Genomic DNA, 12,733 nt, shown 5'->3' with positions numbered 1-12,733 from the left:
AGTTCCGAGATTGGCAAGCCGGCGAACCCGCTGTCACGTCGGACAATGATTGGGCGTAAGATGATCCTTCTTCCGAAACCGAACCGCCCTCCACAAGAGCATGTTTGATCCGCTACTCATCAAGATATTGCAAATCTTGAAGATCGGAATTAGCACCTTCGATCGCTTTGGTCTAATCGATGGTAACTCTCCCACGAATGTACTGAGGTCGGGTGTCTAGCCCAGTAGGTCTGCACGCTCTTCAAGCCGGTATGATGCGATGCGCCGCATCGGCACCACGCCATCCGGCAAATCGGCTGTCACGTGGTGAAGGATCAAGGGTGCTTCGGCCGTTAAATTTTCGGATTGGCTCCGACGAAGTTCCAAGCGGCATGCTCTTCATGGGTCTTAAAGGTTCGGGCATCGACCGGGATGAGCTTATCCATGACGCCGATCATCTTCTCCGCCCCGTCCGGCGCGCCGACGACAGCATACTTTTCGACTTTGAAAAGCGAACGCCAACGCGATTCCAACACATCTCCATCGAAGATCGCATCCTTGTCGCTGCCCTCATAGCCGTCGAGCTTCATGAGCATGCTGACCTTTTCGTGCCGGTCGAAGGCGTCGTTCATGTATTTCGCCAGCGCCTCGGCATCGTCGTCAGAGACGTGGCCGCTAATTTCAAAGGCGTAGACAGTCTCCTGGTCGGTGGAGATTTCTCGAACGGAGGGGAGTGTCAAAGTCATTATGGGCATCCTTTTTGATCCAAAGTTGTTCGATCACTCCGGCTGGTCGCTACGTGGGTAGGGCGCTGCGGAGTCGCGTCTAGTATGGAACTGTCTATGGGAACTGGCGTTCCGCTAGATTGAAGCATGGCGACGCCGCACCATGTTCACTGCCAATAAACTGGGATTGTCGGACCTGGGCCACAGACCCGGGTCATTGTTGCGAACCATGGAAAGTCATTTGCCCTTGTGAAGACGTCTACACGATCATCAACGCACATCGATGAACCTGCCCTGACCGTTGTCTGGTACAAGAAGGATTTGCGTTTGGAAGACCACGAGGCTCTTTGTGTCGCGAGCGCGGCCGGACGCGTGCTTCCGCTTTACGTTGTCGAACCGGACTACTGGGCACTTCCGGATACCAGCTACCGGCAATGGGTATTTGTCCAAGGCGCAGTCGAGAGCCTCCAGGATCACATCGCCGACCATGGCGGCCGCCTCACCATCCATATCGGTTCGGTTGTTGACGCTTTGAAGGAAATTCGTTCCGTCCACGGCTCATTTCGGCTGGTCGCTCATATGGAGACCGGCAATGCCTGGACTTTTGAACGGGACAAACAGGTTCATCGCTGGTGCCGCGATCATGGGGTTCGCTTCGAAGAGTTCCAGCAATACGGCATCTGGCGCGGCGGCGCGCTTGACCGCAACAAATGGGCGAAACGCTGGGATGCCATGATGTCAGAACCGATCCGCCCGGTACCGGACAAGATCGACTGGCTGTCGTTCGGAGATACGATGCTGCCGGATGCGAAGGACTTAGGCCTCGAGCATGATGGCATTCAGGATCTTCAACCGCCCGGGAGGGCGGCGGCTCTGAAAACGCTTGAGAGTTTTCTATACGACCGCGGCGAACCCTATCAGAAAGCGATGTCGAGCCCGGTCACCGGCGAAACGGCCTGCTCGCGCCTTTCTCCGCATCTTGTTGCGGGCAGCCTCTCCATGCGGGAAATCTACCAAACAACCCTCAAACGGCAGGCCGAGATCGCGGAACTGCCCAAATCCGAACGCGGCCTGTGGCTGGGCGCGCTCAAATCCTTCATTGGTCGGCTGCATTGGCACTGCCATTTCATGCAGAAACTCGAGGCGGAGCCGGAGATCGAATGGCTGCCCATGGCGCGCATCTACGAGGGGCTGCGGCCGTCGCCAAACGACGACACCCGACTGACAGCTTTCGCCACGGGCCAGACCGGATATCCCTTCGTCGATGCCTGCATGCGCTACCTGAAGGCGACCGGTTGGATTAATTTCCGCATGCGCGCGATGCTCATGTCGTTTGCTTCCTATAACCTCTGGCTCCCCTGGCAGCAATCGGGCGAGGTTCTGGCGCGGCTCTTTACGGATTACGAGCCCGGCATCCATTGGCCGCAAAGTCAGATGCAGTCAGGCGAAACCGGCATCAATGCGGTGCGTATCTATTCTCCGGTGAAGCAGGGCTACGATCAGGATCCGACGGGCGAATTCACGCGCACCTGGGTTCCCGAGCTCGCACATCTGGACGGGAAAGACTTGCAGGAACCGTGGCTGCGCGACGACCCAATCGCGGATTACCCTTCCCCGATCGTCGACTACCGGGAGACCACGAAGGAAGCGAAGCAGCGCATCTACGCCCTCCGGCGCACGAGTGAAGCCAAAAAGGAAGCCGCCGCTGTTTTCGACAAGCATGGCAGCCGCAAACCGCGAGAGGTGCGCGAGAGGCGTCCCCGTAAGGCGGCAGGCAATGCCTGACTGGTCATCGGATATTGCCGACCGCGTGCGAGCGTTGAACACGCAGCCAGTCAACCAAACGAAGACGGCTTATGTTCTTTGCTGGCTGCAGCAGACGCTTCGCGCCTGGGACAATCCTGCCATCGACGGGGCGGTTGATCTGGGCAATCAGCTCAACCTGCCTGTGTTGGTCTATCATGGCGTACGGGAAGATTACCCCTATGCATCGAATAGGTTGCACGCCTTCCTTCTGGGCGCGAGCCGCGATCTTCAACAAGGCTGCAAACGGCGTGGGCTGCGGTGTGTAACCTATGTCGACCGTGACGAACGTCGTGAGAAAGGTCTGGTCTACCGGTTGGCCGAAAGCGCTGCCGCCGTCGTTACCGACGATCACCCGGTCTTCGTCGCCCGGGTGCAGGCAAAGCGGTTCGCAGAACGCTGTGACCGCGCGGTCTTCGCGATCGACACCGCCCGTCTGGTGCCGACGCAAATGCTGCCCGACAACCTCTCGACCACGCCGGCGTTCCGCAAGGCCAGCGGCGAGCTGCGGTCGATTTACGAAGCTCATGCTGCGGACTTCGACAGCCGGTGCGGGCTCTATGAGGGTAACGTCTGCTTTGCCGATGAAGGCTTGGCCGACAAGTCCGACGCAAAGATCAGATCGATCATCTCCGAATGTGTGATCGATCACAGCCTGCTCCCCTGCCCCGAGTTTCCGCCGACAGCGGCAGCCGCTGAGACAGCGCTTGCCGAGTTCATTGAGTATTCGCTGAAGACATATCCTTATCGCCGCAACAACCCGGCCGAAGAGGACAGTGTCTCGCGCCTGTCGCCCTATCTGCATTTCGGGGTGATCGGGCCACGCGTCATCACCGCTGCGGTTCGAGCGGCGGATGCGCCGGCCAACGCGAAATGGAAATATCTCGACGAGCTTCTGACCTGGCGCGAATATTTTCACTATCTCGCCTATCAGGCAGACCAGCCCGACGGTTTTCAGACGGTACCGGAGCGCCCGCGCCAGTCGTTGCTGGACCACGCCGATGACGAACGCCCAGTTCTTTATTCCCTCACCGATCTCGTACACGGCCGAACTGACGACGAAACCTGGAACGCTGCGCAGCGCCAGTGGCTTGAGACCGGGTACATGCACAACAATCTGCGCATGTATTGGGGCAAGCAGATCATCAAGTGGACGCGGGATCCGGAGACCGCTTGGAATACCGCCTGCTATCTCAACGACCGCCTATCCCTCGACGGACGGGACCCGGCGACCTACGGCAATATGCGATGGGTTTTCGGCATGTCCAAACCGAGCTACCGCGAACAGCCGATCTACGGCTGGGTGGCGCCGAAATCCGACCGGGCTATCCGGAAACGACCGGGAGCGGTAGAATGGTTGGAAAATTGGGCGAAGAGAAAGACCGTGTCTATCGATGTGCCGGACGGCATGCCGCACGATCTGCTTTAACGCTCAGATTTTGGCGTCTGATATACAAATCAACGGTCGGACTGCAACTGCGGAGGCATTAAGCTGTCTTGAAACCAGTGGCGTGCTGGCACGTTAGAATTGCTCCGACGCAATCCCGCGTCTCCGCTCGGACGGGCTACTCGTCAGAGCGTCGATCCACGTAAACTAAGGAGGAGACCATGAACTGGGATCAGATCGAAGGCCAATGGCAGCAGATGAAAGGCAAAGCCCAGGAACAATGGGGCGAGCTCACGAATGATGACCTCGACGTCGCTGCCGGCAAACGTGACCAACTCGCTGGCAAGGTTCAGGAGCGCTACGGCAAGACCAAGGAAGAGGCCGAAGAAGAGGTTGATCGCTGGCAGCGGTCGCTCTGATTCGTTTGCCGAGGTGCAAGAGAGGAACCCGCCGTCACGGCGGGTTTTTCTCGAACGAGCTTTGCCGCCCGGGGCATCGCGCATAGCATCGAGGTTTATCCACGATTCACATCGGAGACCTGCGACAACGACATTGGACAGCTTCTGATCTTCCTTCCGGCGGCGCTTCTGCTCGGTGCATCGCCTGGGGCGAACAACCTTCTTGCATTCGTGTCCGCGACCAAAGCCGGATGGCGGCGCACCGCAAAAAGCATCGTCGGCCGTCTCGCCGCCTGGGCTGTGCTTGTCGTCCTGGTCTCGCTCGGTCTGGATGTGCTCCTGCGGACATCGGAGGTCGCCTTCGTCATTCTTAAATGGATCGGGGTCGCCTACCTGCTCTTTCTGGCCGTTCAGTTCTGGCGAGCGGATGTTTCGGCCGAGCTGGAGGCACCGGACGTATCCACCCTCATGCGCCGCGAATTCCTGACCTTGATGGGCAATCCAAAAGCCTATCTTCTCCTGACAGCCTTTCTGCCCCAGTTCGTGTCCGATACTGCGCCGATGATGCCGCAGCTTTTTGCCCTTGGCGCGCTCTACCTGGTGGCCGAAGGGGTGGCCGCTTTGCTCTGGGTGTCGGCAGGTGCGCTTGTCGGCGTTCACGCTCTTACGCCTTTGAGACGACGGATCATCAACCGTGCATCTTCAGGTCTGATGGGGGTCGCGGCGGTCTTCTTGGCCCGCAGCGAACGAACAGCATAGCCCTCAGCGACGCGCCAACTTGTCAGGAGGGTGATGCGTGCAAGTGACCCTGGGTAAGCGCCATGATGTTCGAACAGGATCATGAATAAGAAGCTCACTACCCCCACAAACCATCAAATTGATGAGACGATGATGCGTCTCGCCTTCCAGAGAGGGCCGGAGAAAACCATCTGTCCTTCGGAAGTCGCCCGCGAGATTGCCAGTGGTGATCCCGAAGCGTGGCGACCGTTGATGGGTCCTATTCGCGATTGTGCAATCGACGCTGCGAAAACCGGTCGAATCGCGATCAAACAGGGCGGTCAGCCCGTCGATCCGGATGACTTCTCCGGCATCTATCGTATTGCGATCCAGCCGGACTAGCGCACCGCGCTATCTACTCGCCAGAGATCTCTGCCCACCAATCAGCATATTCAGTGTTCTTAGGGTGATATCGGGTCACGTCCTCCGCACCATCGTCCCACCAAACCGGTCCACGTTCGCCGAGGCATTCCTTGGCGCGCTGCACTGATGATCGCGCTGCCCGCAATTCAGTCTGGGTCGAGGCATGTTTGACGGCGCGCCGGGCTTCCATCAGTTCCTTGACATAGGTCCGTCGCTCGCTGTCCGTCAGATCGGGATTAGTACAACGCCAGAGCCGGTCCTTTGCGACGAAGTATCGACCATCCGGCGTAACGGGGTAGTCAGTTTTCATGGCACTGAAGTCCCCTCTTTCGCCCGGCACTGCAACTGAAAGCACGAGCACAGGGAGAGGGGCTGATCAGGCCTGCTCCCCGAGTTTATCCGCCTTCTGCGCTCCCCGCGCGCCCATAGGCTCATCAGGACCGGTGGTCGTATCGCGCCGGGTTTGCGCTTCCATCTCGGCATTAAGCTCCGCCCCCATTAGAATGATGAACGCAGACAACCACAGCCACATGAGGAGGACAATCACACCGGCCAGACTGCCGAAGGTCTCGTTGTAGCTACCGAAATTGCTGACATAGACGGAGAACGTGATCGAGGCGACCAGCCATACGACGCAGGCGAGGATCGCGCCCGGCGTCAGCCACTGCCATTCGGGCTTGTCCCGCGACGGACCGAACCGATAAAGGACGGCGAGGCCCAGGATCGTCAGAAGCGCCAAAAGGAGCCATCGCCCGATCTGAAGGATAAGTTCGATCCATGCCGGAAGGTTGATTGCTCCAAGTAGAGCGGGCACTGCCAGAGCAGCCGCCAACCCTGCCAATATGCCGATGATCAGGAATAAAGTCAGACCAAGCGGGAGTGCTGTCCGTTTGACGTAACCCGCGTCTCTTCCTCGTCGCAGGCCCCATTCAGACCTTCGATCAGGCTCGCCATGCCTTTGGATGCAGAATAGATCGCGATCGCGATGCCGACGAAGAAGGCCAGACCCAGTCCGGCATTCTGCGATTCGGTCACGGCAACGGCCTGATCTAGAATGATCTGCGCGGCATCCTCGGGCATGAAGGAAGCGAGGGTTTCCAGTTGCGCCGTCACTGCTCGGGTTCGAACACCAGCCCTGCAAGCGCCATCAACGCCGTGATCGCGGGGAAGATTGCCATCAAGGCATAGAAAGCAACACCGGCGGAGATCAGTCCGACATGATCGGCGGCGATCTCGTCTTTCACCCGGAAGGCGATATCCTTCCAGCCTTTCGCTGGAATCTCTGTAGGTGTCTCCGCCTCACGTCCTCTGGCCATTACACCCCCTCCCTCGCGATAGCGCTCATAGTAGCGCGGTCTGAGTATGGCCCGACAAATTGTGTATCAGGACTTTGGCTTGCCAAAATCCTGTTTCTTTGCCTCATCCTTCGCCGCCCTCGTGACACGCTCGCCCGCCTTTTTGACGGTCTTTGCGGCAGACTTGGCAGCAGTTTTGGAAGACGCCTTCGAATCTGCCGTGTCTTTAACATCCTTCACAGCCTTTTTCGCTTCGTTCCCGGCCGCTTTCGCAACCTCCGTCAGCTTGGACTTTTCTTCCTGGAACACGCGTTCGGCCTCGGCGATCGCTGCATCGCTCTGTTCGCCCAAATAGTCGTCTTCCATCTGCGTGCGCGGGAGAGCTGCAGCGACGGCGGCGCCCACGGCAAAGGCCAGCGCCCCTCCGATCAGCGGCTGATCTTCGTAGAGTTCGGCGGCACGCCGCTGACCTTTCCGGGCATGGCGTTGCGCAGCCTGGTAAGAGTCCCAGGCATGCTGCCGCGCTGCAACCACACGATTGCGCGCCTCTTCGGAAAGTTTCTCCGTCCCTTCAAACAGGCGATCACGAAGTGCCGCGGCCTGAGCTGTGGTGCGATCCGCCGCATCCGATACTCCCTCTTTTGCCGATTGCACAGTCGAGGATGCGCTGTCGGACACGGACTGTGCGGTCTCCTTCACTTTCGTCCCGGCTGTTTCCGCGGCGTCTTTGATCGATGCGCCTTCGGAGTCAGAATTGCCATCACCGAGGTCGGAGGTTGTGCGCGTGGTGCCATACTTCTGCCCGCCACCGGATTGCAGCCACGCCAGCTCGGTGTCGCGACCCAGCGACCGGTCACCGCGATCATAGTCAAGCCCAGGGCGTTGACGCCGGTCCGACGCGAAGCGATATCGGTCGTTATCGTCGTGATGGCGCTGGTAGTTCGGACGCTGCGACGAGGATCCGCCGCCGAAGATCATCCAGGCAAGTCCGATCCCGGTCAGAGCCACGGCCATTGGATTGTCTTTGACCGACTGCGAGACCGAACGACCGATGTCACTGCCATTCTCGCGTAGATGGTCGGTGAACTGCCGGGCGAGCGTTTCCACAGAAAACTTGTCCTGTAGATCTTCGATCGTATTCGTCAGACCGGCGCGCTCGCGTTCGATGTCGCGTTCGATCTCTTCTGGGGTGCGGGTATCAGTCGTCATTGTAAGCCTCCTTCACGGCTTCGGCGTCGCGTTTGAGGTTCTCTGCGGTGCGCGTCGGTGCGAGGCTGCTCAACTTGAGATCGCTGGTGCCCTTGTGCGCCATCGCGTAGGCAATTCCGGCAAGCACCACGCCAACGATCAGCGCAGCCCAACCGCCATGCAGGCCCGCTTCCGTCAGACCGGCGACCACGGCCGCGACGAGCACGTTCAAGGCCACAAGCGCGACCACCACCGCACCGACGATGAGACCGATGGCAACGCCGGCGGACTTCAGGTTTTCGTTGACCTCGGCCCGGGCGAGATCGACCTCGTTGCGTACAAGGGCACTTACGTGACCGAGCGCGTCGCCGACGAGACCGCTTGCGGATTTTGACGTCTCACTCATGTCCGAGCTCCTTGTGATGTCGTTTGACCAGGCGTGACCGAGGATGTCTGCGTGCCGGAACGGTCGCGGGCCGTCGAGGACGAGGTGGCCCCAAAATCCGACAGGCCTGACTGCGCGCTGCCATCATTGCTCGCCTTCGCGAAGCGCACGGCGACAAAACCCAGAAGCGCGGCCGCACCGAGAAAGACCGTCGGATTGCGCCGTGCAAACCCGTTCAGATCACCCACGATCTCGCTCATATCCTTGTTCTTGATGGCGTCAGACGCGTCTGCGATCCCGTCCGCAATTTGCCCGAGGGTTCGCTCTTGCGGCGATCCCGATCGCATCTCGTCAGCCGCCTTCCGTAGGGCCGAAGCAACGTTGTGACCTTCTTCTGCCACGCTGTATTTCTGGCTTTCGGCATAGGAGACGGCCTTGTCCTTCATTTCTGAAGCGTGAGACGCGGCCCTTTGCGACACATCGGATGTGATTTCTTTCGCATCGTCGGCAACCGACGTCGTACCTTCGGTTTTCGATGGTCGAGAAGACGGGGTTGTCTCCGCGGATTTGGCAGGGGAATTGGGATCAGCCATGTCGTCCTCCTTGTTTGCTATGCGATGAAGTTGAGGATCGCGAGAACAACCACGACCAGTCCGATGAGATAGAAAAGATTGTGCATCTGCGTGGGCTCCCTGAGTTTTGTTGGCAGCTTAGAGAAACCAGGAATGCGCAGTTCAATGTAGATTGACGGTCGCCGGCCTACCGCACCTAGCCTGTGGAAATTGGCATACTGGACCCGTCGAGAGCAGCCAGGAGGACGTTTTCGGGTTCGGCCACGGTTCAATTACAAAGGCGGGGAATGGCTGTGTGACATTGCAACACCTGTTCGAGTTCAGTGCCTACCATCTCTGGCTTGCCGTCATTGGCGCTGTGATTGTCCTGGCCAGATGGCTGCCGCGACTTGTCTCCGAACGCGAACCTGCGGCGGCGCCGTTGATAATTTTGCTGTCCGCATTCGCAGCCTTGATCATTGCGGAGCTTCCGTCCGTTCCCGATCCGCGGTCGCAGCCCAAACTCTGGGAGAGTGCGAGCGAGATTTGCGTGATTGCCGCCCTCTTCGGTGCGGGTATGCGCATCGACCGCCTTGGCCCCTGGGAGAAGTGGCGTCCGACCGTGCGCTTGCTGGTGATTGCCATGCCGCTGACAATCGCGGCAACGGCAATCCTTGGAGTAGCCTTGGGCGGGTTCACCCTTGCCGGCGCGCTGCTGCTCGGTGCGGTCCTGTCCCCGACCGATCCGGTTCTGGCCGCCGACGTTCAGGTCGGACCGCCACAGGAAGGCGAAGAACATCCAGTGCGGTTCACCCTGACCACGGAGGCGACGCTGAACGACGGGTTGGCGTTCCCGTTCGTCTATCTTGCTATTTCGGTATTCGCCTACGGCGTTACCGAGATGGACTGGCTGACAAACTGGCTGGCCATCGACGTCGCTTACAGGATCGTTGTGGGAACTTTCGCCGGTTGGATGTTCGGACACGCTCTGGCCTATCTGCTCTTCTCGGTTCCAAGGGATGCCGCTCTGGCCGAAACCGGATCAGGTGTGGTTGCAATCGCGGGTGTATTCCTGTGCTACGGTGCGACAGAGCTCGTCGAAGGCTATGGGTTCATGGCGGTCGCCGTCATGGGTCTTGCCCTACGGCGTGTCGAAGAGGACCACCACTTTCACAAGCGGCTGCATGACTTCTCCGAATCCATAGAACATGCCCTCACAGCGCTATTGCTGATCGGTTTGGGCGCGGCACTGCCGCTCCTTCTGCCTGCTCTTGCATGGTCCGATATCGCTCTGGCGGTTCTTCTGCTGGTCGTGGTGCGTCCGGTGTTCGGATGGGTATCGGGGATTGGACTAGGGCTGCCGAGAACGGATCGGGGAGTAATTGCGGTCTATGGCGTTCGCGGCATCGGATCGATCTATTATCTGAGCTACGCATTGGGATCGGAGGATTTCGCCGATGCCGACCGGCTTTGGGCCATCGTTGCATTGACGATTGTCCTGTCAACCATGCTGCATGGCCTCTCGGTGGGGTGGGCGATGGATCAGATCAGCAAACGACGATCAGGTACCTAGCTACGGAAACCCGCCTGCGAAATACTCCACGCACATACCTTTAGCCGCCCCGACTCCACGCCCGGAGTTCTTTCAACTGTTCAACGAAAGCGTCCAGAGACTCGGCGTCGGACACTGCGAAACACCCTTTGATTGTGTTCGCGTCCAGGCCAGCCGCTTCGAAGAGCTTCTCGGCGCCATCCGTGAAGGCAATGAACTTTTTATGCGAGACAGCGTCGCTCACAAAATCCCGTGCCTCAGGAACATCTGCCATCTGCTCGGCTCCGTCTGATGTCACGATGACTGCGACGGCATCGAACAGGACAGACGGTCCGCCCTCGATTTTCTCATCGGCTTCAAGCTCGCCATCGTCGCTCAAGCGCACACCGGCGACGGTTAGAGCAACGACCTTACAACTGCCGCCGACATCCTTGATCCGCGATTGCAGGCTCGTAACAAGATCGGCATCCACACCCTCCGAGACGAGAATGCCCAGCGTCCGTCCTGCAAAGCTGTCGGGACCGTTCTTCAGTATGCTCAACGCATCCGAAGCGTCCAGGGACCGATCCGGCTCAACGAGGGGTTCAATCGCATCGGGCAGGTCCATGCCAAGCGCGTCAGCAACGCTTTCCGCCAGGCCTTCATCGATGTTGCGCAGATGTGCCACCACCCGTTCGCGAATGTCGGCGCGTTCGACCTTGCTCAGCTCGAACGCCAACGCATCTTGCATATGCCCCTGTTCGACCTCCGTCTGGCTGATATAGAACTGCCGCGCCTGACTGTAGTGATCGGCGAAGCTTTCCGGGCGCAGCTTAACCGCCTCGCCGCTCACCTCCTGCGGATGGTGCTTGTATCCGTTCTCCGGATTTTCTCGAGGACCGCCCTCGTCAGTCCCCCAGCTATTGGGTTCGTAGTTCGCGCGACCGCTCGGGTTGCACATGGCCATGTGGCCGTCCTGCTGGAAATTCGCGAAGGGACATTTCGGAGCATTGACTGGGATATGGGTGAAGTTCGGCCCACCGAGCCGCTTCAACTGCGTGTCGAGATAGGAGAAGTTGCGTCCCTGAAGCAGCGGATCGTTTGTAAATCCGATACCGCGCACGACGTTCTGCGTACAGAAGGCCACCTGCTCCGTCTCTGCAAAGAAATTGTCGACATTCTCGTCCAGAACGAGCCGCCCAATGATGCGGACAGGCACCTCTTCCTCTGGGATAATCTTTGTCGGGTCGAGAACGTCGAAGGCGAAACTGTCGGCGAATTCCTGATCGAAGAGTTGAACACCCAACTCCCATTCCGGATAATCGCCCGTTTCGATCGCATTCCAGATGTCGCGTCGATGGTAGTCGGGATCGGCACCATTGATCTTCACCGCTTCGTTCCAGAGTACTGATTGCATCCCGAGCTTCGGCTTCCAGTGAAACTTCACGAACGTCGATTGATCGCCCTTCAACAGCCGGAAGGTGTGCACGCCGAACCCCTCCATAAATCGAAAAGATCGGGGGATCGTCCTGTCCGAAACATGCCACATAACCATGTGCATGCTTTCTGGTGTTAATGAGACAAAATCCCAGAAATTGTCATGCGCCGACTGCGCTTGCGGAAAGCCGCGATCCGGGGCCGGCTTGACCGAATGGATGAGATCAGGGAACTTAATCGCGTCCTGGATAAAGAACACCGGAATATTGTTGCCGACCAGGTCCCAATTACCTTGGCTGGTATAAAGTTTGACCGCAAAGCCGCGCACATCGCGCACAAGGTCCGGCGAGCCTGCGCTGCCGGCCACGGTCGACAGACGCATGAAGGCAGGCGTTTTTGTGCCGACTTCGGTCAAAACTTTCGCATCCGTCACGTTGGACAGGTCGTCAGTCAGTTCGAAGTAACCGCGCATCCCATAACCGCGGGCATGCACGACCCGTTCGGGAATGCGCTCATGGTCAAAGTGAAAGATCTTCTCTCGAAAATGAAAGTCCTCGACGAGCATTGGGCCCCGCGCCCCGGCTTTCAGATGGTTCTGATCATCCCCAACCGGCACACCCTGTTGCGTCGTCAGGGGGTCGTAGCCATCTGCCGTCGTCTGGTGTGGCGCACCACCCTTATCGAGTTCAACGTCATCTATTTTCGCCATCAAGCATCCTCCAGTCACGCGCGCCAAAAAGCGCAGGACCGTCAAGACCTGCGCGGGTTTGATGAAAAGACTACTTTGTCTGATGGAAGCCATTTCAATATAGCTTGACGGCACGCTGGTCCGATCGACCTAGCAATCCGTGAATGGGCGCAGATCCTGATCAACCTGTTGTTCGAACTGTCCGTGACAGATGGCTTAAGAGCCG

16 protein-coding genes are annotated in these 12,733 nt (G+C 58.7%); 7 read left to right on the top strand and 9 right to left on the bottom strand.

Annotated features, from left to right (window positions below; genetic code table 11):
- Nucleotides 1-332: 332 nt before the first annotated feature.
- On the bottom strand, nt 333-725 hold the full coding sequence (locus KUW62_RS06860) for an STAS/SEC14 domain-containing protein (RefSeq protein WP_224814760.1): 393 nt from the start codon (nt 723-725) through the stop codon (nt 333-335).
- A 228-nt stretch (nt 726-953) separates the two neighbouring features.
- Here KUW62_RS06860 and KUW62_RS06855 point away from each other — a divergent pair, with 228 nt between their 5' ends.
- The 5 genes from KUW62_RS06855 (at nt 954) to KUW62_RS06835 (ending at nt 5,411) form a co-directional block, all read left to right on the top strand.
- The gene (locus KUW62_RS06855) at nt 954-2,489 is read left to right on the top strand and encodes an FAD-binding domain-containing protein (protein WP_224814759.1); all 1,536 of its coding nucleotides are present in this window, start codon (nt 954-956) and stop codon (nt 2,487-2,489) included.
- Nucleotides 2,482-3,936 (top strand): deoxyribodipyrimidine photo-lyase, encoded by a 1,455-nt coding sequence (locus tag KUW62_RS06850; protein WP_224814758.1) that lies wholly within the window; start codon nt 2,482-2,484, stop codon nt 3,934-3,936. The genes KUW62_RS06855 and KUW62_RS06850 overlap by 8 nt, the downstream gene beginning before the upstream one ends.
- A 179-nt stretch (nt 3,937-4,115) precedes the next feature.
- Nucleotides 4,116-4,313, top strand: a complete 198-nt coding sequence (locus KUW62_RS06845) for a CsbD family protein (RefSeq protein WP_224814757.1) — start codon at nt 4,116-4,118, stop codon at nt 4,311-4,313.
- A 75-nt stretch (nt 4,314-4,388) separates the two neighbouring features.
- Nucleotides 4,389-5,051 (top strand): LysE family translocator, encoded by a 663-nt coding sequence (locus KUW62_RS06840; protein ID WP_370632919.1) that lies wholly within the window; start codon nt 4,389-4,391, stop codon nt 5,049-5,051.
- Between the two features lie 81 nt (nt 5,052-5,132).
- Entirely contained in the window at nt 5,133-5,411 is a 279-nt protein-coding gene (locus KUW62_RS06835) for a DUF3253 domain-containing protein (RefSeq protein ID WP_224814756.1), read from the top strand.
- Between the two features lie 13 nt (nt 5,412-5,424).
- Here the strand turns inward: KUW62_RS06835 and KUW62_RS06830 are convergent, their stop codons facing one another.
- From KUW62_RS06830 to KUW62_RS06810, 7 genes are all read right to left on the bottom strand, one after another.
- Nucleotides 5,425-5,742, bottom strand: a complete 318-nt coding sequence (locus KUW62_RS06830) for a hypothetical protein (RefSeq protein WP_224814755.1) — start codon at nt 5,740-5,742, stop codon at nt 5,425-5,427.
- Nucleotides 5,743-5,808: 66 nt separating this feature from the next.
- Entirely contained in the window at nt 5,809-6,300 is a 492-nt protein-coding gene (locus tag KUW62_RS19090; RefSeq protein ID WP_370632918.1) for a YihY/virulence factor BrkB family protein, read from the bottom strand.
- Nucleotides 6,297-6,545 carry a hypothetical protein gene (locus KUW62_RS19085; RefSeq protein WP_370632927.1) on the bottom strand — a complete coding sequence of 83 codons (249 nt, stop codon included), beginning with the start codon at nt 6,543-6,545 and terminating at the stop codon, nt 6,297-6,299. Before KUW62_RS19085 ends, KUW62_RS19090 begins: the two co-directional genes overlap by 4 nt.
- Nucleotides 6,542-6,748: a hypothetical protein gene (locus tag KUW62_RS19080; protein WP_370632860.1), complete on the bottom strand. Its 207-nt coding sequence runs from the start codon at nt 6,746-6,748 to the stop codon at nt 6,542-6,544. The genes KUW62_RS19085 and KUW62_RS19080 overlap by 4 nt, the downstream gene beginning before the upstream one ends.
- Before the next feature lie 66 nt (nt 6,749-6,814).
- Nucleotides 6,815-7,936, bottom strand: coding sequence for a DUF3618 domain-containing protein (locus KUW62_RS06820; protein ID WP_224814754.1), 1,122 nt, complete (start codon nt 7,934-7,936; stop codon nt 6,815-6,817).
- On the bottom strand, nt 7,926-8,321 hold the full coding sequence (locus KUW62_RS06815) for a phage holin family protein (RefSeq protein ID WP_224814753.1): 396 nt from the start codon (nt 8,319-8,321) through the stop codon (nt 7,926-7,928). Before KUW62_RS06815 ends, KUW62_RS06820 begins: the two co-directional genes overlap by 11 nt.
- Complete coding sequence (locus KUW62_RS06810) at nt 8,318-8,893, bottom strand: hypothetical protein (protein ID WP_224814752.1); 576 nt, start codon at nt 8,891-8,893, stop codon at nt 8,318-8,320. The genes KUW62_RS06815 and KUW62_RS06810 overlap by 4 nt, the downstream gene beginning before the upstream one ends.
- 274 nt (nt 8,894-9,167) lie before the next feature.
- Here KUW62_RS06810 and KUW62_RS06805 point away from each other — a divergent pair, with 274 nt between their 5' ends.
- On the top strand, nt 9,168-10,424 hold the full coding sequence (locus KUW62_RS06805) for a cation:proton antiporter (RefSeq protein ID WP_370632859.1): 1,257 nt from the start codon (nt 9,168-9,170) through the stop codon (nt 10,422-10,424).
- Nucleotides 10,425-10,464: 40 nt separating this feature from the next.
- Here the strand turns inward: KUW62_RS06805 and KUW62_RS06800 are convergent, their stop codons facing one another.
- A complete protein-coding gene (locus tag KUW62_RS06800) occupies nt 10,465-12,519 on the bottom strand; it encodes a catalase (RefSeq protein ID WP_224817054.1) in 2,055 nt (684 codons plus the stop codon).
- Here KUW62_RS06800 and KUW62_RS19075 point away from each other — a divergent pair.
- Nucleotides 12,409-12,636 (top strand): hypothetical protein, encoded by a 228-nt coding sequence (locus tag KUW62_RS19075; RefSeq protein WP_224817159.1) that lies wholly within the window; start codon nt 12,409-12,411, stop codon nt 12,634-12,636. The two genes, KUW62_RS06800 and KUW62_RS19075, sit on opposite strands and share 111 nt — an antisense overlap.
- Nucleotides 12,637-12,733 lie beyond the last annotated feature (97 nt).

Origin of the sequence: Hasllibacter sp. MH4015 (assembly GCF_020177575.1) — a bacterium.
Classification (GTDB): domain Bacteria; phylum Pseudomonadota; class Alphaproteobacteria; order Rhodobacterales; family Rhodobacteraceae; genus Gymnodinialimonas.
The sequence above is the reverse complement of the archived record's forward strand: the minus strand, read 5'-3'. Positions and strand labels throughout refer to the sequence as shown.

What these genes read in the sequence shown, in the direction of transcription:
- KUW62_RS19075 (WP_224817159.1), top strand. Translation starts at nt 12,409, where the DNA reads ATGGTTCTGATCATCCCCAACCGGCACACCCTGTTGCGTCGTCAGGGG.
- KUW62_RS06845 (WP_224814757.1), top strand. Translation starts at nt 4,116, where the DNA reads ATGAACTGGGATCAGATCGAAGGCCAATGGCAGCAGATGAAAGGCAAA.
- KUW62_RS06810 (WP_224814752.1), bottom strand. Translation starts at nt 8,893, where the DNA reads ATGGCTGATCCCAATTCCCCTGCCAAATCCGCGGAGACAACCCCGTCT.
- KUW62_RS06860 (WP_224814760.1), bottom strand. Translation starts at nt 725, where the DNA reads ATGACTTTGACACTCCCCTCCGTTCGAGAAATCTCCACCGACCAGGAG.
- KUW62_RS06830 (WP_224814755.1), bottom strand. Translation starts at nt 5,742, where the DNA reads ATGAAAACTGACTACCCCGTTACGCCGGATGGTCGATACTTCGTCGCA.
- KUW62_RS06820 (WP_224814754.1), bottom strand. Translation starts at nt 7,936, where the DNA reads ATGACGACTGATACCCGCACCCCAGAAGAGATCGAACGCGACATCGAA.
- KUW62_RS06850 (WP_224814758.1), top strand. Translation starts at nt 2,482, where the DNA reads ATGCCTGACTGGTCATCGGATATTGCCGACCGCGTGCGAGCGTTGAAC.
- KUW62_RS19080 (WP_370632860.1), bottom strand. Translation starts at nt 6,748, where the DNA reads ATGGCCAGAGGACGTGAGGCGGAGACACCTACAGAGATTCCAGCGAAA.
- KUW62_RS06835 (WP_224814756.1), top strand. Translation starts at nt 5,133, where the DNA reads ATGAATAAGAAGCTCACTACCCCCACAAACCATCAAATTGATGAGACG.
- KUW62_RS06815 (WP_224814753.1), bottom strand. Translation starts at nt 8,321, where the DNA reads ATGAGTGAGACGTCAAAATCCGCAAGCGGTCTCGTCGGCGACGCGCTC.